Annotated in this window: 24 protein-coding genes; 14 read left to right on the top strand and 10 right to left on the bottom strand. The window is 68.0% G+C overall.

Annotation, left to right across the window (positions count from 1 at the left end):
- Positions 1-24: 24 nt before the first annotated feature.
- The 7 genes from KY493_RS13515 to KY493_RS13485 form a co-directional block, all read right to left on the bottom strand.
- Positions 25-2,880, bottom strand: a complete 2,856-nt coding sequence (locus tag KY493_RS13515) for a pitrilysin family protein (protein WP_219896836.1) — start codon at positions 2,878-2,880, stop codon at positions 25-27.
- Positions 2,881-3,107: 227 nt separating this feature from the next.
- The gene (gene lpdA, locus KY493_RS13510) at positions 3,108-4,514 is read right to left on the bottom strand and encodes a dihydrolipoyl dehydrogenase (protein WP_219896835.1); all 1,407 of its coding nucleotides are present in this window, start codon (positions 4,512-4,514) and stop codon (positions 3,108-3,110) included.
- 10 nt (positions 4,515-4,524) lie between these two features.
- On the bottom strand, positions 4,525-4,890 hold the full coding sequence (locus KY493_RS13505) for a type II toxin-antitoxin system VapC family toxin (protein ID WP_219896834.1): 366 nt from the start codon (positions 4,888-4,890) through the stop codon (positions 4,525-4,527).
- Positions 4,884-5,099 (bottom strand): ribbon-helix-helix domain-containing protein, encoded by a 216-nt coding sequence (locus tag KY493_RS13500; RefSeq protein WP_219896833.1) that lies wholly within the window; start codon positions 5,097-5,099, stop codon positions 4,884-4,886. The genes KY493_RS13505 and KY493_RS13500 overlap by 7 nt, the downstream gene beginning before the upstream one ends.
- 62 nt (positions 5,100-5,161) lie before the next feature.
- Positions 5,162-6,886, bottom strand: a complete 1,725-nt coding sequence (locus tag KY493_RS13495) for a 2-oxo acid dehydrogenase subunit E2 (protein WP_219896832.1) — start codon at positions 6,884-6,886, stop codon at positions 5,162-5,164.
- 1 nt (position 6,887) lies between these two features.
- Complete coding sequence (locus tag KY493_RS13490; protein WP_370627386.1) at positions 6,888-7,898, bottom strand: alpha-ketoacid dehydrogenase subunit beta; 1,011 nt, start codon at positions 7,896-7,898, stop codon at positions 6,888-6,890.
- Between the two features lie 131 nt (positions 7,899-8,029).
- Positions 8,030-9,265, bottom strand: coding sequence for a thiamine pyrophosphate-dependent enzyme (locus KY493_RS13485; protein ID WP_219896830.1), 1,236 nt, complete (start codon positions 9,263-9,265; stop codon positions 8,030-8,032).
- 144 nt (positions 9,266-9,409) lie between these two features.
- Here KY493_RS13485 and KY493_RS13480 point away from each other — a divergent pair, with 144 nt between their 5' ends.
- The 6 genes from KY493_RS13480 (at position 9,410) to KY493_RS13455 (ending at position 16,599) form a co-directional block, all read left to right on the top strand.
- Entirely contained in the window at positions 9,410-9,898 is a 489-nt protein-coding gene (locus KY493_RS13480) for an Lrp/AsnC family transcriptional regulator (protein WP_219896829.1), read from the top strand.
- 27 nt (positions 9,899-9,925) lie between these two features.
- On the top strand, positions 9,926-10,876 hold the full coding sequence (locus tag KY493_RS13475) for a pirin family protein (protein ID WP_219896828.1): 951 nt from the start codon (positions 9,926-9,928) through the stop codon (positions 10,874-10,876).
- 47 nt (positions 10,877-10,923) lie between these two features.
- Entirely contained in the window at positions 10,924-11,898 is a 975-nt protein-coding gene (locus tag KY493_RS13470) for a WD40 repeat domain-containing protein (protein WP_219896827.1), read from the top strand.
- The gene (gene mtgA, locus KY493_RS13465; protein WP_219896826.1) at positions 11,895-12,620 is read left to right on the top strand and encodes a monofunctional biosynthetic peptidoglycan transglycosylase; all 726 of its coding nucleotides are present in this window, start codon (positions 11,895-11,897) and stop codon (positions 12,618-12,620) included. Before KY493_RS13470 ends, mtgA begins: the two co-directional genes overlap by 4 nt.
- A 50-nt stretch (positions 12,621-12,670) precedes the next feature.
- Positions 12,671-14,572 carry a M2 family metallopeptidase gene (locus KY493_RS13460; RefSeq protein ID WP_219896825.1) on the top strand — a complete coding sequence of 634 codons (1,902 nt, stop codon included), beginning with the start codon at positions 12,671-12,673 and terminating at the stop codon, positions 14,570-14,572.
- A gap of 86 nt (positions 14,573-14,658) precedes the next feature.
- On the top strand, positions 14,659-16,599 hold the full coding sequence (locus KY493_RS13455; protein WP_219896824.1) for a pilus assembly protein TadG-related protein: 1,941 nt from the start codon (positions 14,659-14,661) through the stop codon (positions 16,597-16,599).
- A gap of 20 nt (positions 16,600-16,619) precedes the next feature.
- Here KY493_RS13455 and KY493_RS13450 read toward each other — a convergent pair whose 3' ends face one another.
- A complete protein-coding gene (locus tag KY493_RS13450) occupies positions 16,620-17,531 on the bottom strand; it encodes an isopenicillin N synthase family oxygenase (RefSeq protein ID WP_255568144.1) in 912 nt (303 codons plus the stop codon).
- Positions 17,532-17,731: 200 nt separating this feature from the next.
- On the opposite strand from KY493_RS13450, the gene KY493_RS13445 reads away from it, so the two are divergent.
- Positions 17,732-18,418, top strand: a complete 687-nt coding sequence (locus KY493_RS13445) for an OmpA family protein (RefSeq protein WP_219896822.1) — start codon at positions 17,732-17,734, stop codon at positions 18,416-18,418.
- A gap of 136 nt (positions 18,419-18,554) precedes the next feature.
- Positions 18,555-18,773, top strand: coding sequence for a hypothetical protein (locus tag KY493_RS13440; RefSeq protein ID WP_219896821.1), 219 nt, complete (start codon positions 18,555-18,557; stop codon positions 18,771-18,773).
- 189 nt (positions 18,774-18,962) lie between these two features.
- Here KY493_RS13440 and KY493_RS13435 read toward each other — a convergent pair whose 3' ends face one another.
- Positions 18,963-20,117 carry an OmpA family protein gene (locus KY493_RS13435; RefSeq protein ID WP_219898587.1) on the bottom strand — a complete coding sequence of 385 codons (1,155 nt, stop codon included), beginning with the start codon at positions 20,115-20,117 and terminating at the stop codon, positions 18,963-18,965.
- 190 nt (positions 20,118-20,307) lie between these two features.
- Here KY493_RS13435 and KY493_RS13430 point away from each other — a divergent pair, with 190 nt between their 5' ends.
- Positions 20,308-21,216 carry a hydroxymethylglutaryl-CoA lyase gene (locus tag KY493_RS13430; protein WP_219896820.1) on the top strand — a complete coding sequence of 303 codons (909 nt, stop codon included), beginning with the start codon at positions 20,308-20,310 and terminating at the stop codon, positions 21,214-21,216.
- A gap of 75 nt (positions 21,217-21,291) precedes the next feature.
- Entirely contained in the window at positions 21,292-21,711 is a 420-nt protein-coding gene (locus KY493_RS13425) for a hypothetical protein (protein WP_219896819.1), read from the top strand.
- Positions 21,712-21,718: 7 nt separating this feature from the next.
- Here KY493_RS13425 and KY493_RS13420 read toward each other — a convergent pair whose 3' ends face one another.
- A complete protein-coding gene (locus KY493_RS13420) occupies positions 21,719-21,964 on the bottom strand; it encodes a DUF1674 domain-containing protein (protein ID WP_219896818.1) in 246 nt (81 codons plus the stop codon).
- 98 nt (positions 21,965-22,062) lie between these two features.
- Between KY493_RS13420 and htpX the strand changes: the two genes are divergently transcribed.
- The 4 genes from htpX to KY493_RS14675 all read left to right on the top strand — a co-directional run bounded on the left by htpX (position 22,063) and on the right by KY493_RS14675 (position 24,671).
- Positions 22,063-23,019 (top strand): zinc metalloprotease HtpX, encoded by a 957-nt coding sequence (htpX, locus tag KY493_RS13415; RefSeq protein WP_219898585.1) that lies wholly within the window; start codon positions 22,063-22,065, stop codon positions 23,017-23,019.
- 52 nt (positions 23,020-23,071) lie between these two features.
- A complete protein-coding gene (locus tag KY493_RS13410) occupies positions 23,072-23,785 on the top strand; it encodes a hemolysin III family protein (RefSeq protein ID WP_219896817.1) in 714 nt (237 codons plus the stop codon).
- A 71-nt stretch (positions 23,786-23,856) separates the two neighbouring features.
- On the top strand, positions 23,857-24,312 hold the full coding sequence (locus KY493_RS13405) for a polyhydroxyalkanoate synthesis regulator DNA-binding domain-containing protein (protein WP_255567904.1): 456 nt from the start codon (positions 23,857-23,859) through the stop codon (positions 24,310-24,312).
- Positions 24,309-24,671, top strand: coding sequence for a hypothetical protein (locus tag KY493_RS14675; protein WP_219896816.1), 363 nt, complete (start codon positions 24,309-24,311; stop codon positions 24,669-24,671). The genes KY493_RS13405 and KY493_RS14675 overlap by 4 nt, the downstream gene beginning before the upstream one ends.
- Positions 24,672-24,760: the final 89 nt, after the last annotated feature.

The following is a 24,760-nucleotide window of genomic DNA, read 5'->3' as shown; positions in this document are numbered from 1 at the left end:
CTTCATGGGCGTCGAGGAACCGGCCTACTGGGCGCCGGCCTGACGCACCTCGACCGGCAGGCCCAGGGCGTCGAGCTGCGGCTTGACCACCGAGGCGTCGCCGACGACCACCCAGACGAACTCCGACGGATCGATCGTCGCCTTGATGGCGGCGTCCATCTCAGCCGCCGTCAGGGCCTTGGTGCGGCTGGCGATGGTCTCCTGATAGGTGTCCGGACGCTTGTAGAGGTCGTTCGACCGCAGGGCGGCCAGCACCGCGCCCGAGGTCTCGAAGCCGCCGGCCAGCTGGCGCGTATTGCCGTTGACCGTGCGCTCCAGCTCCTGCGGGGTGACGCCCTTGCCGCCGATGAAGTCGTTGTACTGGGTCAGCAGCGCGGTGATCGCCGGCCCGGTCTGGTTGGCCTGGACCGGAGCGGTCACGAAGTAGGGCGAGCGGTTCTCCAGCGTGTTGACGCTGGCGCGCACCCCATAGGACCAGCCCTTGGTCTCGCGCAGGTCGGTGTTGATGCGCGACAGGAAGTCGGCGCCCACGACGTTGTTGGCCGCATTCAGGGTCAGCAGATCGTCCGAACCCGAAACGTCCAGAACCGAGCCGCCCATGATCAGCGACTGCGGCGACTGGGGCCGGTCGATCAGGACGATGCGCGGCGTGGCGGCCGGAATCGCGCCGTCGAAGGACTTGGCGCCCTTCGGCGCGGACGGGACCGACCACTGACCGAACTGCGCCTCGAGCACCGGCGTCAGCTCGGCCAGAGGACGATCGGACACCACGAAGATCTTGGCGTTGTCCGGTCGGATCCAGGCGTCCTTGACCGCCAGCAGCTGCTCGCGCGTGACCGGCGAGATGCTGTCGGCCGTGCCGCTGCCGGTGAAGGAGCGGCCATAGGGCGAGGCCTCGCCATAGAGGATCGCCGGCAGGGCCCGCATCGCCAGGGCGTTGGGGTTGGTCAGCTCGGCCGAGATGGCCGAAAGACGCTGCGCCTTCAGGCGCTCGACCTCGGCCGGCGCAAAGGCCGGGTTCTTGATCACATCCGCCATCAGGGCCACCGAGGGCTGGAGATTGGCCGACAGCGCCGTCAGCGACACGGTGGAGCGGTCCATCGATGCGGCGGCGTTGATGCTCGCGCCCAGCGCCTCTTCGGCCTCGGCCAGCTGATTGGCGTCCAGCGTCGTGGTGGCCTCGTCCAGCAGGTCCAGCATCAGGCTTTGCTGACCCAGGCCGTCCGGCGCGTCGGCGGCGATGCCGGCGTTGAAGTCCACCGCCATGCGCGTCACCGGCACGGCGTCGCGCTGGGCGTAGACGACCTCGATGCCGTTCGAGAGGCGCGTGCGCTGGACGTCGGGGAAGTCGAGGTCGGCGACCTGGCCGATCTCGGGCTGCGGCATGCGGGGCTTGCGCTGGATTTCGGCCGCCGGTTCGCGGTTGGCGCCCGACGGGGCCGCCGCGGCCTCGACATAGGCCTCGCGTTCGCCAGGCAGGGTGGTCAGCGTATAGACCGGGCGGCTCAGCCACTTGCGCATCGCCGCCTGCACCTGGGCCGGAGTCACCGCCGCATAGGCCGCCAGCTCCTTCTTGTAGTGCTCGGGATCGCCGGCATAGAGCTGGCCTTCCGCCAGGGCCACGGCCTTGCCGCCGAAGCCGCCGACCTGCTCCAGCCCCTGGATGCGGCCCGAGACGTACTGCGTCACGACGCGGTCCACCTCGGCCTGGGTCGGGCCTTCGGCGATCAGGCGGTCCAGCACCTGCCGGGTGCGCGCCTCGACCGCCTTGGGGTCCTGGCCGGGTTTCACATTGGCGGTGACCTCGAACATGCCGACGCGGTGGAAGGCGCCGTTGGAGGCGCTGACCGACACGGCCGACTGGTCGCCGCGCACCAGTTCATTGTCGAGGCGCGAGGACGCCAGGCCGCCCAGCACGGCGGCGCCGACCGACAGTGGCACCGCATCGGCGTCCAGCATGCCGGGCACGGCCCAGCTCATCTCGATCCGGGCATTGGCCACCCGGTCGTGAACGGTCTCGCTGAGCGGCGCCTCGAGGCTGGGCACCGGCGCCTCGGCCGGCGTATTCACCGGACCGCGCGCGATGGGGCCGAAATACTTCTCGGTCAGGCGGCGCGCCTCGGCCTCGTTGATGTCGCCGGCCAGCACCAGCACGGCGTTGTTGGGGCCATAGTTGTCGGTGAACCAGTCGCGCACCGTCTGCATCGAGGCGGCGTCCAGGTCGGCCATCGAGCCGATGGTCGAGTGACGGTAGGGGTGGCCTTCCGGGAACAGGGCCTCCAGCTGCTTGTACTGGTTCAGGCCGTACGGCTGGTTGTCGCCCTGGCGCTTCTCGTTCTGAACAACGCCGCGTTGCAGATCGAGCGTTTCCTGGCTGATGGCGCCGAGCATGTAGCCCATGCGGTCGCTTTCCAGGAACAGGGTCTGCTCAAGCGCGGGCGTCGGCACCGTTTCGAAATAGTTGGTGCGGTCGAACCAGGTCGTGCCGTTCATGTCGGTCGCGCCGGCGTTGCGCATCGGCGTGAAATAGCTGCCGGGCGCATTCTCCGATCCGCCGAACATCAGGTGTTCGAACAGATGGGCGAAGCCCGTGCGGCCCTGCGGCTCGTCCTTGGAGCCGACGTTGTACCAGACGGACACGGCGACGACCGGCGCCTTGCGGTCTTCGTGCACCAGCACGGTCAGGCCGTTGTCCAGGGTGAACTTGGAATAGGGAATGTCCACCTCGCCCACCAGGGCCGAGGTCGGCGCCGCCTGCAGGCCGGGCGCTGCGGCCTGTGTGGATGCGGCCTGAGCCGGCGCGGCGGGGCTGAAGGCCCAGACCGGCGTGGTGGGGGCCAACAAGGCGGCCAGGGCGACTAGGGGCGCGACGCGACGCATGGGGCAGGTTCCTCCGGAAAATCGTTGGGGCGAACCTTAACCGGGCGACACAGGCGTGCAACGCCATCGCCACAAACATGAAGAAAGCTTCATGATCCACGATGTCGCAGGGGCCCCTCGCCCGCCGGAGCCACGGGCCGGCGTTGCGCCCCTAGGGTCGGGCCTGTCAGTGACGAGCGCCCCTGCTCGCGCTCAAGCCGCGAGCGACCGCGTCGCGAGCATAGCGCTCAAATATGAATGGCGTGTCCCAGCGCGCGCAGCGACGCCTCGTGGAAGGCTTCCCCCAGAGTGGGGTGGACGTGGATGGTTCCCGCCACGTCCTCCAGCACCGCGCCCATCTCCAGCATCTGGGCAAAGCTGTTGGACAGCTCCGACACATGCTGGCCCACGGCCTGGATGCCCAGCAGGCGATGATCGGCCTTGGAGGCGATCACCCGCACGAAGCCGCCGTCCTCGCCCGCCTCAATAGCCAAGGCGCGGCCGATGGCGGCGAAGGGGAACACCGCCGTGATCACGTCGTCGCGGCCTTCGACATCCTGCGGCAGCAGACCGGCGGCGGCGATCTCCGGCTCGGTGAAGCAGACGGCGGCTATGGTGGTGGGATCGAACACCCGGTCGTGTCCGGCGATGATCTCGGCCACCACCTCGCCCTGGGCCGAGCCCTTGTGGGCCAGCATCGGCTCGCCCGTCAGGTCGCCCACGGCCCAGACGTTCCGCATGCTGGTGGCGCAGCGTTCGTCGATCTTCACGAACGGTCCGGCCATGGCGACGCCCATGGTCTCCAGGCCCCAGCCTTGCGTGCGCGGCTTGCGACCCACGGTGACGAGGACCTTGTCGGCGGTGATCTGCAGCGGCGCGCCGTCCCTGGTGGTGACCGACAGCTTCCCGTCCCCGAAGCCGCCGGCCCGCGCGCCGAGATGCAGCTCCACGCCGTGGTTGGTCAGCCACTTGGCCACCGGATCGGTCAGGGCCTTGTCGAACAGCGGCAGGACACGGTCGGCCATCTCAACGATGGCGACCTCGGCCCCCAGCTTGCGATAGGCGATGCCCAGCTCCAGCCCGATGTAGCCGCCGCCGACGACGACCAGCTTCTTGGGCACTTCCGACAGGCTCAGCGCCTCTGTGGAGGAGATCACGTCGCCGCCGAACGGCAGGAAGGGCAGCTCGACCGGTTCGGACCCGGTGGCCAGAATGACGTGCTCGGCGGTGATGGTGATGTCGCCCCCATTCCCATCAATGCCGGTCTTCACCGTGCAGGTCTTGGCGTCGGAAAAGGTCGCCCAGCCGGCGATCACCTTGACCTTGGACTTTTTCAGCAGGGCAGAAACGCCGTTGTTCAGCTTGCGGACGATGCCGTCCTTCCACTCCACCGTCTGCTTCAGATCGATGGCCGGCTTGGCCGCCGTGATGCCCAGGGTGCCGCCGCCCGCCGCCTTGGCCACGGTCTCGAACTTGCCGGCGGCATGGATGATCGCCTTGGACGGAATGCAGCCGACGTTCAGGCACGTCCCGCCCAGGCCGCTTCCACCGTCAACCAGCACGGTGTCGAGGCCCAGTTGCCCGCAACGGATGCCCGCGACATAGCCGCCGGTGCCGGCGCCGATGATCAGGACTTTGGTCTTCAGGGTCTGCATTCGAAGCCTGTCAGAGGACGTAGGGAGAGCGGACACCCGGATCGTCAACCGGAAAATCCTTGGTGTTTCGCGTAACGAGCAGACGACCGGTCGTCTGGGCGGCGGCCCAGATGACGGCATCAGGCAATTTCAACCGGTGCGACTTTCGGATGGTCACTGCACGCTCCGCCACCCCACGGTCCAACCCGACCACCGAGAACTCGCCGAGAAATTCGCGGGCAGGCATGGTCAGATGGTCAGGCACGCCGACCATGATCTCGATCCAGGTAACGATGCTGATGGCGCGGTCTTCATAGCGATCGACTTCGGCCTTCGCCTGCGGAAAGCCCCGCATATGATCGACAAGAATGTTGGAGTCGAAGAGCGCCGCTACCATTCGCTGCGCAGCTTCTCTTGAAACTCGAGACCATCCGGTCCGTCGGGCCATATCCCGAACGAATTCTCGAGAGCCGCTTTTCGGGTATTGCGCGCCACATAATCGTCGATCGCGGCGCGGATCACGACGGCGCGCGGCTGTTTCTCGCGCTTGGCGAGGTCATCCAGCGCCGCGACCTGCGCCTCGCTCGCGTCCACAAGAATACGCACCTCAACCTCCCATGATATACATTGCGTATATCAAATAACGCGCAGCAGGATAAGCACAAGCCTCACCCCATCCACAGCGTCGCGGGATGCTCCAGCAGGCCCTTGATGCGCTGCACGAACACCGCCGCGTCGTGGCCATCGACGATGCGGTGATCGAAGCTTGAGGACAGGTTCATCATCTTGCGCACCACCATCTGGCCGTCCTTTATCACGACCCGCTCGGCGATCTTGTTGGGGCCGACGATGGCGACCTCGGGGTGGTTGATGATCGGCGTGTGGACCACGCCGCCCAGCGTGCCCAGCGAGGTGATGGTGATGGTGGAGCCGGACAGCTCCTCGCGCTTGGCCGAGCCGTCCTTGGCCGCGCCCGAGACGCGGGCGATCTCCAGCGCGGTGTCGTAGGGGTCGCGCGCCTCGGCGTGGCGGACCACCGGCACCATCAGGCCGTTCGGCGTCTGGGCGGCGATACCGAGGTGCACGGCGGCGTGCTGGGTAAGGACGCCGGCCTCGTCGTCGTAGGTGGCGTTGATCTGCGGCTGGTCGCGCAGGGCGACGACGATGGCGCGGGCGATGAAGGGCAGGACGTTCAGCTTGGGCCGGTCCTTGGACTTCGTCGCGTTCAGGTGCGCGCGTAGCTCCTCCAGCGCGGTGACGTCGATCTCCTCGACGTAGGTGATGTGCGGGATGCGCCGGACGCTTTCGGCCATCTTCTCCGCGATCTTGCGGCGCAGGCCGATGATGCGGACCTCGGTGGTCCCCTCCGTGCGGGCGTAGGTGGAACCTGGGTTCGAAGCGGCGGCGGGCGCCCCCGCTCCGCGTGACAGGAAGCCGTCCAGGTCCTCGTGGGTGATGCGGCCGGCGGGGCCGGTTCCGGGCACGAACACCAGGTCGATGCCCAGATCGCGGGCGCGGTTGCGCACGGCGGGCGAGGCCAACGGCCGTTCGCCGGCGACGCGGCCGGTCAGGGCGGGGGCGGACCTGCCCCCTTCCCCCGCTGCGCGGGCATTCCCCCCGGAGGGGGGAGAGCCGATGGTTTCCGCAACCTGCGATCCTCCGTCGTCGGGGGAGGGGGACCGCGAAGCGGTGGAGGGGGCCGAGACCGCTACCGGCTGCGCCACATTCCCCGCGCCCTCGACCGTGAAGGTGACCAGCGGCCCGCCGACGGGCGAGGCCTTGCCCGCCTCTCCGTGCAGGGCGACGACGCGGCCGGCGACGGGCGAGGTGATCTCCACCGTCGCCTTGTCGGTCATGACGTCGGCCAGAATCTGGTCTTCCTCGACCCTGTCGCCGACCTTGACGTGCCAGGCCACCAGCTCCGCCTCGGCCGTGCCTTCGCCTACGTCGGGCAGCTTGAAGACATAGGTTCCGGTTGAGTTGGATGCGATGTCTGAGAGCCCCTCCACCGCTTCGCGGTCCCCCTCCCCACTGACGTAGGGAGGAGAAGAAGCAGACCTCTCCTCCCCGTCCGCGACGACGGATGGGGAGGTGGCGCGGCGCTCTTGCGCCGTGACGGAGGGGTTCCGCGGCGCTTCCGCATTCCCCGCGCCCTCGACCTCGAACTCCACCAGCGGCCCGCGCACCGGAACCATGGCGCCGGGCTCGCCGTGCAGCGCCGTGACCTTGCCGGAGACAGGGGCGGTGATCTCCACCGTCGCCTTGTCGGTCATGACATCGGCGACGATCTGGTCCTCGGTCACCACATCGCCGACCTTGACGTGCCATCCGACCAGTTCGGCCTCGGCCGTGCCCTCGCCCACGTCGGGCAGCTTGAAGACGAAACGACCCATCTCAGCGTCCTCCGCTCATGACGGACTTCAGGGCGTCGGCCACGCGTTGCGGGCCGGGGAAATATTCCCATTCGAAGGCGTGCGGATAGGGCGTGTCCCAGCCCGTAACCCGCGCGATCGGCGCCTCCAGGTGATAGAAGCAGCGTTCCTGCACCAGGGCGGACAGCTCGCCGCCGAAGCCGGAGGTGCGCGGCGCCTCGTGCACGATGACGCAGCGGCCGGTCTTCTTCACACTGGCCTCGATGGTCTCGATGTCCAGCGGCACAAGCGTGCGCAGGTCGATGACCTCGGCGTCGACGCCGGCGTGCTCGGCCCCGGCCAGCGCCACCCAGACCATGGTCCCATAGGCCAGGATGGTGACGTCGCCGCCGTCCTTCATCACCCGCGCCTTGCCGATCGGCTCGACGTATTTGCCGGTCGGGACCTGGGCGAGGTCCTGCGCCTTCCACGGCGAGACCGGCTTTTCGTGCCAGCCGTCGAACGGGCCGTTGTAGAGACGCTTGGGCTCGAAGAAGACCACCGGGTCGTCGTCCTCGATCGCCGAGGTCAGCAGGCCCTTGGCGTCATAGGGGTTGGACGGAATCACCACCTTCAGCCCGGCGATGTGGGTAAACAGGCTCTCAGGGCTCTGGCTGTGCGTCTGGCCGCCGAAGATGCCGCCGCCATAGGGGCTGCGGATGGTCAGCGGCGAGGTGAACTGCCCGCCCGAGCGGTAGCGCATCTTGGCCGCCTCCGACACGATCTGGTCGTAGGCCGGATAGATGTAGTCCGCGAACTGGATCTCGACCACCGGACGCAAGCCGTAGGCCGCCATGCCGATGGCCGCGCCGACGATGCCGGTCTCGGAGATCGGCGCATCGAAGCTGCGGGTCAGGCCGTGCTTCTGCTGCAGCTTGTCGGTGACGCGAAAGACGCCGCCGAAATAGCCCGCGTCCTCACCGAAGCTGAGCACCGTCGGGTCCTCGGCCATCTTGATGTCCAAGGCCGAGTTCAGCGCCTGGATCATGTTCATGGGCTGGATGGAGGGCGCGTCGCCATTCGTCGCGGCGCCGGGGGTCGAGGCAGGCGCATGGTTCTGGTCGGCCATGTCGGGCTCGAGCCCGTCGGTGCGGTCGGCCTCGGTGAAGGTCTGGTCCGTCATGCTCAAACCCCCACTTCGCGCCGCTGTTCGACTAGGCGCCAGTCCTCGGTCGCATAGACCTCTTCGAACATGGTCTTCACGCTGGGGCGCGACTGGCCCAGCGTGCCGATGGCTTCGGATTCCTTGGCGGCGGCGCGGACCTCTTCGACCGCATCCTTCAGCGCCTCGGCGTGCTGGTCATCGCTCCATTCGCCGATCACGGTCAGGTGCTGGCGCAGCCGCTCCAGCGGATCGCCCAGCGGCCACTTCTCGTGCTCGTCGCCCGGCCGGTAGCGGCTGGGATCGTCGGAGGTCGAGTGGGGGGCGCCGCGATAGGTGAACAGCTCGATCACCGTCGCCCCCTGGTTGGTGCGTGCGCGCTCCTCGGCCCAGGCGGTGGCCGCCCAGACGGCCAGGAAGTCGTTGCCGTCCACCCGCAGCGCCGGCAGGCCGTAGCCGATGGCCTTGGAGGCGAAGGTGGTCTCCAGCCCGCCCGCGATGCCCTGGAAGGACGAAATGGCCCACTGGTTGTTGACGATGTTCAGGATCACCGGCGCCCGATAGACGGACGCAAACGTCAGGGCCGAGTGGAAGTCGCTTTCGGCCGTCGAGCCGTCGCCGATCCAGGTGATGGCGATCTTGTCGTCGCCGCGATAGGCGCTGGCCATGGCCCAGCCCACCGCCTGCGGATACTGGGTGCCCAGATTGCCCGAGATGGTGAAGAAGCCGAAGTCCTTGGCCGAATACATGATCGGCAGCTGGCGGCCTTTGATCGGGTCTTCGGCGTTGGAATAGATCTGGTTCATCATGGTCGCCAGCGGATAGCCGCGCGCGATCAGGAGGCCCTGCTGGCGGTAGGTGGGGAAACCCATGTCCTCGCGGCTCAGCAGCATGCCTTGCGCCACGGCGATCGCCTCTTCGCCGGTGCACTTCATGTAGAAGCTGGTCTTGCCCTGGCGGTGGGCGCGGTGCATCCGGTCGTCGAACGCCCGCGTCAGGATCATGGCCTTGAGCCCCCGACGCAGGGTGTCGGGATCGAGCTTGGGATTCCACGGCCCGACGGCCCGCCCCTCGTCGTCCAGCACCCGCACCAGCCGAAAGGCGTGATCGCGCATGTCATAGGGCGCGCTGGACACCTCAGGGCGCTCCACCACGCCGGCGGGATCAAGCTGCAGATGACTGAAGTCCGGCGCGTCGCCCGGACGTCCCGAAGGCTCCGGCACGCGCAGCGACAGCGGTTGGGTGTTCTTGATGGTCATTCAAAGCCCGTCCGGTTGATCCGTACGCGTTTCCTCAAGGCGTGCAGATAGCATGGCACGCAAATGGGCGCTTGCTCAATCCGACCTTTGAGAATACGGATTTGGGGTATTTTATTTCGCCATAATAATAAAGCGGAGGAAGCGTTGGCGGACGAACTCGATCCCATCGACGCCCGGATCCTGGACATCCTGCAGCAGGACGCCGGGCTTTCGGTGGCGGAAGTCGCCGACCGGGTCGGCCTGTCGGCCTCGCCCTGCTGGCGGCGGATCAAGCGGCTGGAAGACTCCGGCATGATCACCAAGCGGGTGACCCTGCTGAACGCGGCCAAGCTGGGGCTCGACTTCGAGGTCTACGCCATCGTCAAGCTGATGCTGCCGTCGTCGGAGAACCTGGACGCGTTCGAGGCCGCCGTGTCCGGCTGGCCCGAGGTGGTGCAGTGCGCGACCGTCACCGGGCGCGACGACTATGTGCTGCGGGTCATCACCTCCGACATGCACGCATTCGACCGGTTCCTGCGCGAAAAGCTGCTGGCGCTGGGCATCGTCTCGGACTGCGAAAGCCACATCGTTACGCGCGGCGTAAAGAACGTGACCGCCCTGCCCCTTGGCATCGTCACCCCGCACGTCGGATAATCGCCCCCTCTGCTGGAGGGACCCACCATGATCGAGATGATGATCGAGGCGCGCCGCAAGGATCTGGGCGGCTTCGAGGTCGGGCGCGTGCTGCCCTTTCACCTGCGCCGCATGGTCGGGCCCTTTATCTTCCTGGACCAGATGGGCCCGGCCGAGTTCGCGCCGGGCGCCGACAACATCAATGTGCGGCCGCACCCGCACATCGGCCTGTCGACCCTGACCTATCTGTTCGAGGGCGAGATCCTGCACCACGACAACACGGGCGCGAACCAGGCCATCCGGCCCGGCGAGGTCAACTGGATGACGGCGGGCAGCGGCATTGTCCATTCCGAGCGCACCGATCCGCTGAAGAAGGCCAAGGGCGGGCCGATGCACGGCATGCAGGCCTGGATCGCCCTGCCGGATCATGCCGAGGAGACCGATCCCTCGTTCCACCACTTCGGCGAGGACGCCCAGCCGGCCTATGACAACAAGGGCCTGTTCGCGCGGCTGGTCGCGGGCGAGGCCTACGGCGCCAAAGCCGCTGCGCCGACCCACTCGCCGCTGTTCTACCTGCATTGGGAACTGGCCGAGGGCGTGCGCACCGCGCCGCCGCCGGGCCGCAGCTTCCGCAAGTCGGGCGACGGCTATTCCGAACGCGCGCTCTATGTCGCCAAGGGCCGGATCGAGGTCGGCGACCGGGTGGTCGACGCCGGTCAGATGGCGGTGCTGGAGCCTACGGCCGAGCCGACCGTCAAGGCGCTGGAGCCCTCCACCGTCATGGCGCTGGGCGGAGAACCGGTCGGCGAGCGGCTGATCTGGTGGAACTTCGTCGCCTCGTCCCAGGCGCGGATCGACGCGGCCAAGGCGGACTGGCAAGCCGGCCGCATGCGCCTGCCCGACGCCGACCACGGCGAATTCATCCCGCTGCCGGAGGAGCCGGTGCGGGCGCAGACGCCGCCCCAGCCCGCCAAGCCCGAGCCGACGCATCCGGTCTAGACACGCCATGTTTGCAGCCGCGCGCCCAAAGCGATAACGCCTGCCTCATGAACTTCGACTTCGACGCCCAGGTCACCGCCGCCCTGTTCGACCGCGCAGGCGCCGTCTTCGCGCTGGGAGACGGTTCGGTGCGCTTCGACGACCGCACGGTGGTTCAGGCGCACGACGGGGCGGTGCTGTGCGCCGCCGTCCATCCGTTCGGAGACGGCGTGGTCACTGGCGGCGACGATGGCCAGGTGGTCTGGAGTCGGCGCGATGCGGATGCGGTGGTGCTGGCCTCGGCCAAGAACCAGTGGATCGACAGCATCGACGCCGCCCCCGCGTCCGGCCTGATCGCCTTTTCCCATGGTCGGACGCTGGCGGTGATCGATGCGAAGGATCCCGCCTTCCGCCGCGACTTCGCCCATGAGCGCACCGTCTCCGGCGTCGCCTTCGAGCCCAAGGGACGGCGGATCGCGACCTCCACCTATGGCGGCGCCGCCCTGTGGTACGCCCGAATCGAAAAGCAGCAGCCGGTGCTGCTGAAATGGGCGGGCTCGCATACGGCCGTGGCCTTTTCGCCCGACGGCGCCTTTGTCGTCACCGCCATGCAGGACAATCAGCTGCACGGCTGGCGGCTGAAGGACGCCAAGAACCTGCGCATGGGCGGCTATCCCGGCAAGGTTCGATCCGTCGCCTTTCTGTCGAACGGCCAGCTGATGGCGACCTCCGGCGCGCAGGGCGTGGTGATGTGGCCCTTCATCGGCTCGAACGGCCCCATGGGGCGCGAGGCGAGCGAAATCGGCTTCGACGACTCCACCGTGGTCAATCTGGTGGCCGGCTGCGCCGATCATGGGCGAGTGGCGGCGGGGCTCGCCGACGGCCGCGTCTGGGTCGCGGCCCCCGCCGACCAGGGGCTGCAGTTCCTCAAGGCCGACAAGGGCGCGGCCATCACGGCGCTGGCGCTCAGCCCCGCCGCCGCACGCGTCGCCTGGGCCGATGAGGACGGCCGCGCGGGCGTGTCGGATATCGACCGGCGATGACCGATCCCGCCGCAGCAAAGCCGAAGCCGCAGCGTTCCTGGCGGCGCGCCGTCCTGATCGCCTTGGCCGTCCTGTGCCTGCTGCCGATCATCGGCGTGCTGCTGCATGCGGTGCTCCCGCCGCCGCCGACCATCCTGATGTGGCAGCGGGTCGTGGCGGGCGACGGGCTGGATTATCGCTGGCGGGGCCTCAACGACATTTCGCCGAACCTGGTCAATGCCGCCATCGCCAGCGAGGACGCGCGCTTCTGCAGCCACGAGGGCTTCGACATGGAAGCCATCGAGAAGGCGCTGGACAACAACGCCGAGGGCGGCCGCATCCGGGGCGGATCGACCATCAGCCAGCAGACCGCCAAGAACGTCTTTCTGTGGCCGCAGCGCGGCTGGATCCGCAAGGGGCTGGAGGCTGGCTACACCGTGCTGATCGAAACGGTCTGGTCCAAGCGGCGGATCATGGAGGTCTATTTGAACGTCGCCGAGTTCGCGCCGGGCGTCTATGGCGCGGAGGCCGCCTCGCGCCGCCTGTTCGGCAAGAGCGCGCGCAACCTTTCGCCGCGTGAGGCCGCACGCCTGGCCGCCGTCCTGCCGGCGCCGCGTCGCTACAAGGCGGCGAGCCCCGGACCCTATGTTCGCAGACGCGCCGCCCGCGTGCAGGCGGCGGCCGGCACGGTTCGCAACCAGGGGCTCAGCGCCTGCGTCCTGCGCCCGCGCGGAGCGGCTTGACGGGGCAGCCGCCCTCCCTTCTCCTGCACCCGCTCGAGGAGGAGAACACCATGAAGCGTCAGCTGATGGCCGCCGTCGCGGTCTGCGCCCTGTCTTTCACCGCAGGCTGCGCTTCCACCACGCCCCAGCCGACCGAACGCTACGCCGATGGCGGCGGGCCGGCCGTGACGCCGCTGCCCGAGAACACGGCCGCGAGCGCAGCGGCAGCCTATCCGGCGACCGCCGAAGGCGCCGCCGCCTTTGTCGCCGAAACCGAGGCGAAATACGCCGAACTCAGCGAGTACGCCTCCCGCGTCGCCTGGACCCGCGCCACCAACATCACCTTCGACACCATGTGGCTGGAGGCCAAGGTCAACGCCGAGATGACCGAGTTCGGCGTTCAGGCCGCCAACGGCGCCGCCCGCTTCAACGACGTCGAGGTCGCCCCTGATGTGCGGCGCAAGCTGAACCTGCTGCGCCAGGCCCTGGTGCTGCCGGCGCCGAACCGCCCGGGCGCGGCCGACGAACTGGCCCAGATCACCACGCGGCTGGACTCGACCTATTCCACGGGCAAGTTCGACTTCAAGGGCAAGCCGATCACCCTGGACGAGGCCTCGCTGATCCTCGCCGACAGCCGCGACCCGGCCGAGACCAAGGCGCTGTACGAGGGCTGGCGCACCATTTCGCCGGTGATGAGGGCCGACTACGCCCGCATGGTCGCCATCGCCAACGAGGGCGCGCGGGAGCTGGGCTATGCGGACACGGGCGCGCTGTGGCGGTCGGGCTACGACATGGCGCCGGACGCCTTCGCCGCCGAGACCGACCGGCTTTGGGCTCAGGTGAAGCCGTTCTACGAAAACCTGCACTGCTATGTGCGCGGCCGACTGAACGCCAAGTACGGCGATGCGGTCCAGCCGGACCAGGGGCCGATCCGAGCCGACCTCCTGGGCAACATGTGGTCGCAGCAGTGGGGCAACATCTATGACGTGGTCGCCCCGGTCGAGGGCGGCCGCTCGTCCTACGACCTGACCGAACTGCTGAAGACCGCCGACTACGACCCGCTGAAGATGGTCAAGACGGGCGAGAATTTCTACGTCTCGATGGGCGTCGCGCCCTTGCCGCAGACCTTCTGGGAGCGGTCGATGATCACCCGGCCGCGCGACCGCGAGGTGGTTTGCCATGCCTCGGCTTGGGATATCGACAACGCCGACGACATCCGCATCAAGATGTGCACCAACGTCAACGGCGACGACTTCTACACCGTGCACCATGAGCTGGGGCACAACGTCTATCAGCGCGCCTACAAGAACCAGCCGATGCTGTTCCGGAACGGCGCCAACGACGGCTTCCACGAGGCCATCGGCGATTTCGTCGGCCTGTCGGCGCTGACGCCCACCTATCTGAACCAGATCGGCCTGTTGCAGACCACGCCGGGCGCGGAAGAAGACATCCCCTTCCTGCTGAAGATGGCCTTGGACAAGATCGCCTTTCTGCCGTTCGGCCTGATGGTCGATCGCTGGCGCTGGGGCGTGTTCTCGGGCGAGACGACACCGGAACAGTATAACGCGGCCTGGAACGCGGACATGCTGCGCTACCAAGGCCTGGTCCCGCCTGGACCGCGTCCGGCCGACGCCTTTGATCCCGGCGCGAAATACCACGTGCCCGGCAACACGCCCTACACCCGCTACTTCCTGGCCCACATCTACCAGTTCCAGTTCCACCGCGCGGCCTGCCAGCAGGCGGGCTGGACCGGGCCGCTGCACCGCTGCTCCATCTATGGGAACACGGAGGTCGGACAGCGTTTCAACGCCATGCTGGAGATGGGCCAGTCGCGCCCATGGCCCGAGGCGATGCAGGCGTTCACGGGCGAGACCACCAATGACGCCTCGGCCATCGCCGACTATTTCGCGCCGCTGAACACCTGGCTGATCGAGCAGAACCGCGGACATGGCTGCGGCTGGTCGGCGGCTTGACGCGGAACATCGTTCGTTAACCCTCGCCGGTAGCGGTTTCTTGACCGCGCCGGCGCATCCTTCCGCAGACGGGCAAGTTGCGCCCGATGGGGAAGACGACCTTGGTCAACGGCCTTTTCACCCGCCTTTGTCGCCTGAGCCGTCGGCTGGGCGGGAACGAGCGCGGCAATGTGGCGATGATCTTCGCCTTCAGCCTGCCGGTCGTGGCCATGATGTCGCTTGGCGGCATCGACTACCAGCGCGCCTCGACCGCGCGTTCGAATCTGCAGGACGCGCTGGACGCCGCCACCCTGGCCGCCGCGCGCGCGCCCACCAACGACGCCGCCACCCTGAACGAGGTCGGCCTGGCCGCCTTGCGCGCCAATCTTACGGCCTCGCGGGCGGGCGAGTTCAACGACAGCGACGCCAGCTTCACCCTGGACGCCAACCAGGTGGTGGTCGCGGAGGCCACTCTTCAGGTGAACACCCTGATCGCCAATGTGGTGCTGCCGCCCTACGGCCGGGTGTTCGACGATCACCTGCCGGTCACCGTGCAGTCCGAGGTGAACCGGGCTTCGCGCAACGTCGAGGTGGCGCTGGCGCTGGACATCACGGGATCCATGGACAACTGCACCCGCAACTGTCCCAAGACCAGCAAGCTGGAAGACCTGCAAGCAGCCGCCAAGGAACTGATCGACATCGTTGTTCAGACCAATCAGGCCCCGTTCTACTCCAAGGTGGCGCTTGCGCCGTACTCCATGGGGGTGAACGTCGGTTCCTACGCCAACACGGTGCGCGGCACGCTGGGCTCGGGCACGGCCTCGATCTCGGCGGCGACCTGGCTGACCGGTTCGGTGAAGACGATCACCGGAATCACGCGGGACTATCCGGCGGTGGTGACCGCCTCCAATCACGGCTTCGTCAAGGGCGACAAGGTCGTGATCTGGAGCTCGGAGCGGATGACGGCGCTGAACAGCGGCCCCTTTACGGTCGATGACACCTCCAGCAACAAGTTCGAGCTGAAAGGGATCAACAGCAGCAACTATTCCAGCTTCAGCGGCGAGGCCTATGTCGCCAAATGCGCCCGATCCGACTGTTCGGTGGTGATGACCGCATCGGGTCATGGCCTGAGCACCCTGGGCGACGTCGCTCACCTGACGTCCATGGGCGGTCTGGCGCAACTGAACGACGTGACTCTACGGGTGAACGGCGTTGACGGCTCCACGCTGACTTTGGCGCCGCCGCGCGCCTCGTCCTTGGCCAACGCCGTCAAGGGCGGGACCACCTACACCAGCGGTGGCAAGACGGCGTGCACAGCGGACGGGTGCCAGACCCGCATGTTCGTCAACGCGGACGGCGGCTTCAGCAGCTTTGCGTCGAGCACCTGCGTCAGCGAGCGCGCGGGCTCCGCCGCCTACAGCGACGCGGCTCCGACGTCGAGCAGCACCCGCGTGGGTCGCAACTATCCGGGACCGGACAACGATTGCCCCTCGCGCGGCGTCGTGCCGCTGACCAGCGCCAAGAAGACGCTGACCGACGAGATCGACGAGTTCGTGGCCGTGGGATCGACCGCGGGACACATCGGGCTGGCGTGGGCCTGGTATCTGGTGTCGCCCACATTCGGCGTATGGTCCGGCGCCTCGGCCCCCGCCGCCTACAACACCGCCGAAACGCTGAAGAGCGTGGTGCTGATGACGGACGGCGAGTTCAACACGCCCTACTTCCGAGGCGTCATCGCTTCGGACGCTGGAACGGGCAGCGGCGCCACCAACACCCACATCAACCAGCCGGCGTCCAACGGCTCGCCCTTCGCCCAGGCCTTTGCGCTGTGTCAGGCCATGAAGGCCAAGGGTGTGGTGGTCTATACAGTCGGCTTCGACATTCCGGCGGCCGCCAATCTCAGTGGCGACATCGACTCCGCCGGCGAGCTGATGGCGCGGTGCGCCACCTCTGCGGATCGCTCGTTCAACGCCGGCACCGGGGCTGATCTGAAAACCGCTTTTCAGGAAATCGGTCGCGACATCACCCGGCTGCGCATCTCGAAATAGCGCCAGCCCCCGGTTGATCGTCAGATCAGCCGGATTTCGCGTAGCCGCTCGGTCAGATAGTCCTCGGCCGTGATCGCCTTCCCGGCGTAGCGATCGGGATTGTCCGGCGTGACCGCGGACGGCAGGCTTTCGATCACGAAATCCGGGTTGAAGTGCAGAAAGAACGGCGTCGAGTAACGCGCAAAGCCGCGCCGCTCGGCTGCAGGATTGACCACGCGATGGGTCGTCGACGGCAGGACGTGATTGGTCAGCCGCTGCAGCATGTCGCCGATGTTGACCACCAGAGCGCCCGGCGGCGGCGCGATATCCAGCCAGCTGCCGTCCCTTTCCTTCAGCTGCAGCCCTGCCTCTTCGGCGCCCAGCAGCAGGGTGATGACGTTGATGTCCTCGTGCGCGCCGGCGCGTACGCCCGGCGCGTCGGCCGGCACCGGCGGATAGTGCAGCATGCGCAGGACGCTGTTGCCCATCTCGACCTTGTCGTCGAAGAAGTCGTCGCCGAGCTTCAGGTAGCGGGCGATGGCGCGCAGGATCTTGCGGCCGAGGTCGTCCATGGCCGTGAACATGCCGTACAGGTGCTGGCGGAAACCCTCGACCTCGGTCGGCCACAGGTTGTCGCGCATATAGCGGCGATAGGGATGTCCTTCCGGCAGTTCGCGCCCGACGTGCCAGAACTCCTTCAGGTCCACCGCCGCCGCGCCCTTGGCCGCCTCGACCCCGAACGGCGTCAACCCCCGCGCGCCGCCGGTTCCGGGCACGTGGTACTGACGCTTGACCTCTTCGGGCAGGGCGAAAAAAGCCTTGGCGTCATCGATCGCCGCCTCGATCACCGGCTCGTCCAGGCCATGATCGGCCACGACCGCGAACCCATACCGCTGGAACGAGCCGCCCAGTTCGTCTGAGAACCGCTGGAAGTCGCGGTCGTACAGCGTCATCGACACGGGCTGGATGCCCGAAGCGGCGGATGTCTGGGTCACGGTTCTTGATCCCTGTTCGGCGTCTGGCGGCTGCATACGCGCAAAGCCGCCACTTGTCAGGCCAGGCGGCGATCCTGTTCATCTCGGGTACAGGCAGGAACCTTCACGGTAAGCCTCGCGTTTCCCGCGCACTCATCATCCAAGAAGGAACCGTCGCCATGCGCGCCAAGTTCGCCACCCGCACGGCCGTGATCGGCGTCAGCCTCGCCGCCCTGTTGGGCGCCTCCGCCTGCACAACGACCGACCCCTACAGCTCCGCGCCGCGCCGCAACAACACCGGAACCGGCGCCCTGCTCGGGGCGCTGGGCGGCGCCGCGCTCGGCTATCTGACCAACACCGACAGCGGCGAGGAAGGCCGCAAGAACGCGCTGATCGGCGCGGGCATCGGCGCCCTGGGCGGGGCGGCGGTCGGCCAGTACATGGATCGTCAGCAGCGCGCTCTGGAAGCGGAGTTGTCCGGCACCGGCGTGGGCGTCGCTCGCCAGGGCGACAATCTGGTGCTGCGCATGCCGTCGGACGTCACCTTCGCGACCAACCAGTATTCGATCGATCCGGGCTTCACCCCGGTCCTGGACGACGTGGCGCGCGTGCTGCAGCAGTATGATCAGTCCACCGTGGACATCATCGGCCACACCGATTCCTCCGGCGGCGATGCGATCAATCAGCCGCTGTCTGAACGTCGCGCCTCCAGCGTGGCGGGCGAACTGGTGCGGCGCGGGGTCCTGGCCGAACGGCTGTTCGTCGCCGGCAACAGCGCCCGCAATCCTGTGGCCTCCAACGACACGGTGCAGGGCAAGGCCCAGAACCGACGGGTCGAAATCCTGATCCGTCCATTCCGCGGCTGATCGTTCAGCCAGGATAGATCACGAAGGGAGCGGCGCCTCGGCTCTGCTCCCTTTTGTTTGGCTCACACCGTTCCGTGACTTGCACGCACCCGCCAGGCATGATTCCGCTAAGCGCGCAGGACGCAGGGGGCGGATCGTGGCGACATGGACGGATGATCTCGGGCAGGGATTGAGACTGGCGGTGGTCGCCGTCTTGTCCGCCGTGATCGTCGCCGCCCTGGTCATCGGCGCGGGGTCGCGCCTGCTGCCCGATCTGTCCAACGCACCGCCCTCGTCTTCGCTTCAACCCGCAGAAGACGCTGGCCTCAGGCCCTGGCGATCGGACCTGGATCGGTCCGGACGTGCCCGGCCGTAGTCCAAGCCCTTGTCGACCGCAGCCGGTCGGTCCCGCGGCGCACCCACTTCAAAGCCGATAGAGCCCGCTACGCAAAAGGCCGTCGCTCCGGTTGTGGAGCGACGGCCTGATGTTCGTCATCGGTCTTCTGGATCCGGCCGGTGAGCAAGAGGACCGGTTTGGCCGATCCTCTTGTCCATGGCTTGGGTCTTAGAAGTTGATGTCGACGGTGGCGCGACGGTTCAGCGGTTCGCGCACGCCGTCGGCGGTGGCGCGAGCCAGCTGGGTTTCGCCGCGGCCGTCCAGCGACACCACGCCGCCCGACACGCCTTGGGCGACCATGGCGTCAGCCACGGTGCGGGCGCGGCGGTTCGACAGGCCGACGTTGTAGGCGGCCGAGCCGGAAGTGTCGGCGTGGCCGACCACCAGCACGCGGGTCGGACGGCCCGACTTGGCGTAGTTGGCGGCCTGCGTCACCACCGAGCGGGCTTCCGCCGTCAGGTCCGAGCGATCCCAGTCGAAGTAGACCACGAACTGACGGGCCTGCGGGGTCGCCGGAGCCGGAGGCGGCGGAGGCGGCGGGGGCGGAGGCGGCGGAGGCGGAGGCGGAGGCGGCGGGGGCGGGGGAGGCGCGACCGGCTCGGCGCCGAAGCTGTAGCGCAGGCCCAGCGTCACCGTGTGGCTCTCGTCGTAGTCGCCGTCAAAGGTGCCGAAGTTCGGAGCGCCCGTACCGCCGGTGACCGTATCGAACTCCAGGTCGCTGGTCAGGTAGCGGTAGGTCAGGTCGATGTTGGCGCGCTCGCCAACGGCGAAGGCGACGCCCGCGATCGCCTGGGCGGCGAACTTGGTCGAGCTGTCGTCGGCCACGAAGCCCACCGCCGGGGTGGCGCGCAGACGACCGGCGAAGTCGGTGTTGACGTAGTTGGCGCCGGCGCCCAGACCCACGAACGGACGCAGACCCCAGTATTCGAAGCCGAAGTCATAGATGACGTTGGCCATCAGGGTGGCGGACTCGAGGTCGCCTTCCGGCGAATAGCAGGGGCCCGTCGCCGGAGCGAAGTTGCACACGCCCTGGGTGCCCGACACGGCGCGAACCGTGCCGATGTCGCCCGAACGATAGCCGCCTTCAAGCTCCACGCGCCAGTTCGGGTTGAACCGGTAGCCCAGACGCGCAAACGCCGCCCAGCCGTCGTTCACGTCGATGTTGAAGTTCGAGCCGTTCGCTTCCGACTCGATGTTGATCGGCTCAATGAACTGATAACCCGCGTCAATCGCGCCGTACCAGCCATCCGGCTCCGCCGAAGCCGCGCCGGCGGACAGGGCCAGGGCCGCTGCTGCGCTGGAGGCCAGAACGAGTGTCTTCATACGCATAGGGGAGGTCCCTCGCTTTCTGATAAAGTCTTCGGCGATCGGTTCGCCTCGGGCGTCCATAACAGCGGAGCTTGCCGGAGTCGAGGCGGCGCGGGCGCGAAGTCGCCGTGGCGCAACACCGTGGCGCCTGTGCTACAGCGTCTCGAAGGCCAACAAGCCTTGATTCACGCGCTGGGAGACCGTCTTGAACCGTTACATCCAGATTGTCGAGGTCGCCCCGCGCGACGGGCTGCAGAACGAAACGGCCATTCTCGCGCCGACGGAACGGGCCGACTTCGTTCGCCGGCTGGAACAGGCGGGCGCGCGCCGGATCGAGGCGGCGTCCTTCGTCAATCCGCGGATCGTGCCGCAGATGGCCGGGGCGGAGGAGGTCATGCAAGCCCTGCCGCGCGAGGACGGACGCAGCCGTATCGGTCTCGCTCTCAATACACGCGGCTACGACCGAGCCTTGGCCAGCGGCGTGGACGAGATCAACCTGGCCATGGCCGTGACCGACGGCTTCGGCCTGCGCAACCAGGGCCTGGCGGTCGCCGACCAGATCGCAATGCTGGAGGCTATCGTCGCGCGGCGGCGGGATGACGCGGACGCGACCCCACGGCTCAGCGTCACCCTGTCCTGCGTCTGGGGCTGCCCGTTCGAGGGGGAGGTGTCGTCGGATCGGGTCGCCGACATCGTCACCCGGGTCGGTGCGCTGGGCGTCGAGGAGATCGCCCTTGCCGACACCATCGGCGCCGGCGATCCCTGGTCGGTGACGCGAGTGATCGAGGGCGCCCGGCGTGCGGCGCCCGACGCGCGTCTGCGCCTTCACTTTCACGACACGCGCAACACCGGCCTGGCCAACGCCCATGCGGGCGTGGAGGCCGGGATCGACGTGCTGGACGCCAGTTGCGGCGGCATCGGCGGCTGCCCCTTCGCGCCGGGCGCCACCGGCAACATCGCCACCGAGGACCTGGTCTATATGCTGGAGCGGGCGGGGTTCAGCACCGGCTACGACCTCGACGCCCTGATCGAGACCGCTCGCTGGATCGGCGAGCGGATCGGACGCCCCGCGCCCTCGGCGCTCAGCCGTGCGGGTCGGTTTCCCCGCGCCTGATCCCCCAGCGCCGTTGTTGATCGGCCTCGAAGCGGTTTATGCACAAGGCGAAGCCGCTCTAATGAGGACCCTTCGATGCTGGCCGCCCTGCCGCTGCTGCTGATCCCGGTGGCGCTGTACAACATCGTGGTGCTGTTCAACGGATCGGACGTCGGCATGGCCCAGGCGGACGCCATTTTGCGCGATCCGCTGTTCACGGTGACCATGGCGTCCGGCGCGCAATGGAGCGTGGGGGTGGGCGACCTGATCCTGTTCACGGGCCTGGTCATCCTGTTCTTCGAGCTCTTGAAATCGACGGCCAGCCACCGCGCGGCCATCGTCAATCACGCCCTGTCGATGATCCTGTTCGTGGTCTGCCTGATCGAGTTCCTGCTGCTGCGCGGGTTTGCGACCTCAACCTTTTTCCTGATCCTCGTGATGGTGCTGCTGGACGTGCTGGCGGGCTTCATCGTCACCATCGTCGCTTCGCGCCGCGACCTGGACTTCCGGGGCTGAGACCTGCTCAGAAGTCGATCGCCAGGCCCTTCTTCTCCCAGTCGCCGTAGCGCGTCGGCTCCGGCCCGGCAGGTCCGCCGTGCTCGTCTAGCACCTGGACCTGCTCGGCCTGGGCGCGGCGCTCGGCCGCTTCAAGCAAGGCGCGCCGCGCCGCTTCGCTGAGCGGCCGATCGGCGGTCGCATGCGGCACGTCGGCGTTCAGACCGGCCGCAGCCTGGTCCACATCGACGTCTGGGGTGGGATGTTCGGTCACAGGGCGGCTCCCTTGAGGACGTGCGTTGATCCTCTCAGATAGGCGTCCAGGCCTGTCCTGCCATGACGATCCACAAAGGAAGAGGAGGACCGACGATGATGAACCACGCCAGGACCTTTGTTCTTCTGGGCGTGCTGACGGCGCTGTTCGCCGGGCTCGGCTACCTGATCGGCGGGGCAGGCGGCATGGCGATCGCCCTGTTGCTGGCCGGCGGCATGAACCTGTTCAGCTACTGGAACGCCGACAAGCTGGTGCTGAAGATGTATCGCGCCCAGCCGGTCGACGAGGCGCATCCGAACGCGGTGGTGCGCAACTATGTCGCCGACATCCGGGAGATGGCGCAGGGCGCCGGCCTGCCGCAGCCGCGAATCGCCATCATCCCCAGCGATCAGCCCAACGCCTTCGCCACCGGCCGCAGTCCCGACAACGCGGTGGTGTGCGCGACCACGGGCCTCCTGGACATGCTGACACGCGACGAGGTGCGCGGCGTCATGGCGCACGAGCTTGCCCATGTGAAGAACCGCGACACCCTGACCATGACGGTGACCGCGACGGTCGCGGGCGCCATCGCCGCCCTGGCCAACTTCGCCCTGTTCTTTGGCGGCGGAGAGGACCGCGAGCGGCCGGGCGGCCTGATCGGAACCCTGGCGCTGATGATCCTGGCGCCGATGGCCGCCGGCCTGGTGCAGATGGCGATCAGCCGCGCGCGCGAGTACGAGGCCGATCGGATCGGGGCCGAGATCGCCGGCGATCCGCAAGCCCTGGCTTCGGCGCTGCAGAAGATTGACGGATGGGCGCGTCGGATCAGCAATCCGACGGCCGAGCGCAATCCCGCCTCGGGCCAGCTGTTCATCATCAATCCCCTGGCGGGGCGAGGCGCCGACAACCTGTTCTCGACCCATCCGGCCACGGCCAACCGCGTGCGCGCCCTGACCGAGCAGGCCGCGCGCATGGCGCCGCGAAGCCGACCGGCGACGTCCGAGCCGTCGCCTCGTCGATCATCCGCCACCACCGGCGTGCCGGCCACGCCCTCGCCGCGCGGACCCTGGGGCTGAGCCGCTGCTGGCTGGGCGGGAACAAACACGGCCTGCGCTCGATTTATCCGGCATGAAGGACGCGCTGAAAAAGCTAGTGGTCCACGTCTGCACGCCGGACGAGCTCGACATGATCGAGCATTACAGCACGCGATCCGAGCGCCTGGCCGACCTCTGGGTTCACGCCGTCGGCCTGGCGTTCGCCGCCTTGGGGGGTGTGGTCCTGGCGGTTCTGGCGGTGCTTTACGCTGGCGTCGGTCCCGCCATCGCCACGGCGATTTACGCCGTGTGCATGGTCGCCATGCTGAGCGCCTCGACCCTCTACAATCTGGCCAAGCCCTGTGCGGCGCGGCCGGTGCTGCGCCGCATGGACGAAGCGGCGATCTTTCTGATGATCGCCGGCAGCTACACCCCCTTCACCACCCAGCGGTTCGAGGGCGCTTGGGCCGTCGGCTTCACCCTGCTGGTCTGGACGCTGGCGTTCGCGGGCGTCGGGACCAAGCTTTTGGCGCCGCGCATTTCCGACGCCTTCTGGAGCGGGGTCTATGTGCTGTTCGGCTGGCTGGCGGTTCTGGCGCTGAAGCCGATGCTGGAGACCGTGCATCCGCTGGCCTTGGGCCTTCTGGTGCTGGGCGGGCTGATCTACACCGCCGGCGTCTTTGTCTTCATCAGCCCCCGGGTGAAGTACCGGCGCGCAATCTGGCATGGCTTTGTCGTGGCGGGCGCCGGCGTGCACTGGGCCGCGGTGCTGGTGGGCGTGGTTCTGGCGCCGGCCGCCTTGAGCTGAAGCTGTCGAGCCGACTGGCGCTTCCCGTCGGCTTGCGGGATAGTGATCGCGCAGCAGGCGCGAGAACAAGCGTGGCGAGGAAGACGAACCCGGGTGGAAGCAGCGACGGCGCCGACATCGTCGTGATCCGCAAATACGCCAACCGCCGCCTCTACGACACGCGGCGCAGCGCCTATGTCACGCTCGACGACCTCGCGCGAATGGTGCGCGAGGAGGTCCGGTTCGTGGTCGAGGACGCCCGCACCCACGACGACCTGACCCGGCAGGTGTTGATGCACGTCCTTTATGAGCAGGAGAGCCGGGGCGAGCCCGTGTTGCCCGCCGCCTTTCTGCGGCGATTGATCGGCATCCACGGTCGGGGCGCTGCGTCGCCCGGCGACCTGGAGGCGTCGCTTGCAAGGCCCGGCCCGCGACCGACGCCGGCCGCCGACGAGATGCAGGGTTCGCTGGCCGAGATCCGACAGCAGATGGACGAGATGCGCGCCAGGCTGGATCGGCTGGCGCCCACGGAAGCGAGGCCGAGATGACCCGACCGGTGGATCGCATCGGACCGCTGTCATCGACCGACCGGCGCAAGGTCGAACGCCGTGACGGCGAGCGTCGCGCGCCTGAGACCTCGCGCCTTCCCGTCCTCACGGCCGCGACGCCAGCGGCCGACGACGCCGAGGCGAAAGGCGAAGCCTCGCCTCCGCATGCGGCGGGCGCCGGCGTCGACGCGGCCGCCGCCTTTGCGGCCCAGCAGATGGGACAGGCTGGGCAGAAGCGCGGCCTGCGCGGTGGGCCGCCCGTGCTGGACGCCGCGCGATCCGCCTATCTCGGCGCGGAATACTCCGGCTCGAACGAGCGTCGTCCGCAGCCCGGCCGCCTGGACGACACCGAGGCCTGAAGACGCGCGGGCGGCGCGCCCGTGCAAATCCCCGCCAGCCGCGTTAACCTCTTGTCAAGCATCTGGCGCCGGGCTTGCCATGGCTCCTT

It is taken from the genome of Brevundimonas sp. PAMC22021 (genome assembly GCF_019443405.1).
In the GTDB taxonomy this organism is placed as follows: Bacteria; Pseudomonadota; Alphaproteobacteria; order Caulobacterales; family Caulobacteraceae; genus Brevundimonas.
The sequence above is the reverse complement of the archived record's forward strand: the minus strand, read 5'-3'. Positions and strand labels throughout refer to the sequence as shown.

What these genes read in the sequence shown, in the direction of transcription:
- KY493_RS13505 (WP_219896834.1), bottom strand. Translation starts at nt 4,890, where the DNA reads ATGGTAGCGGCGCTCTTCGACTCCAACATTCTTGTCGATCATATGCGG.
- KY493_RS13490 (WP_370627386.1), bottom strand. Translation starts at nt 7,898, where the DNA reads ATGAACATGATCCAGGCGCTGAACTCGGCCTTGGACATCAAGATGGCC.
- KY493_RS13470 (WP_219896827.1), top strand. Translation starts at nt 10,924, where the DNA reads ATGAACTTCGACTTCGACGCCCAGGTCACCGCCGCCCTGTTCGACCGC.
- KY493_RS13455 (WP_219896824.1), top strand. Translation starts at nt 14,659, where the DNA reads ATGGGGAAGACGACCTTGGTCAACGGCCTTTTCACCCGCCTTTGTCGC.
- KY493_RS13460 (WP_219896825.1), top strand. Translation starts at nt 12,671, where the DNA reads ATGAAGCGTCAGCTGATGGCCGCCGTCGCGGTCTGCGCCCTGTCTTTC.
- KY493_RS13450 (WP_255568144.1), bottom strand. Translation starts at nt 17,531, where the DNA reads ATGACGCTGTACGACCGCGACTTCCAGCGGTTCTCAGACGAACTGGGC.
- KY493_RS13515 (WP_219896836.1), bottom strand. Translation starts at nt 2,880, where the DNA reads ATGCGTCGCGTCGCGCCCCTAGTCGCCCTGGCCGCCTTGTTGGCCCCC.
- KY493_RS13485 (WP_219896830.1), bottom strand. Translation starts at nt 9,265, where the DNA reads ATGACCATCAAGAACACCCAACCGCTGTCGCTGCGCGTGCCGGAGCCT.
- htpX (WP_219898585.1), top strand. Translation starts at nt 22,063, where the DNA reads ATGAACCACGCCAGGACCTTTGTTCTTCTGGGCGTGCTGACGGCGCTG.
- KY493_RS14675 (WP_219896816.1), top strand. Translation starts at nt 24,309, where the DNA reads ATGACCCGACCGGTGGATCGCATCGGACCGCTGTCATCGACCGACCGG.
- mtgA (WP_219896826.1), top strand. Translation starts at nt 11,895, where the DNA reads ATGACCGATCCCGCCGCAGCAAAGCCGAAGCCGCAGCGTTCCTGGCGG.
- KY493_RS13435 (WP_219898587.1), bottom strand. Translation starts at nt 20,117, where the DNA reads ATGAAGACACTCGTTCTGGCCTCCAGCGCAGCAGCGGCCCTGGCCCTG.
- KY493_RS13495 (WP_219896832.1), bottom strand. Translation starts at nt 6,886, where the DNA reads ATGGGTCGTTTCGTCTTCAAGCTGCCCGACGTGGGCGAGGGCACGGCC.
- KY493_RS13425 (WP_219896819.1), top strand. Translation starts at nt 21,292, where the DNA reads ATGCTGGCCGCCCTGCCGCTGCTGCTGATCCCGGTGGCGCTGTACAAC.
- KY493_RS13445 (WP_219896822.1), top strand. Translation starts at nt 17,732, where the DNA reads ATGCGCGCCAAGTTCGCCACCCGCACGGCCGTGATCGGCGTCAGCCTC.
- KY493_RS13410 (WP_219896817.1), top strand. Translation starts at nt 23,072, where the DNA reads ATGAAGGACGCGCTGAAAAAGCTAGTGGTCCACGTCTGCACGCCGGAC.
- lpdA (WP_219896835.1), bottom strand. Translation starts at nt 4,514, where the DNA reads ATGCAGACCCTGAAGACCAAAGTCCTGATCATCGGCGCCGGCACCGGC.
- KY493_RS13475 (WP_219896828.1), top strand. Translation starts at nt 9,926, where the DNA reads ATGATCGAGATGATGATCGAGGCGCGCCGCAAGGATCTGGGCGGCTTC.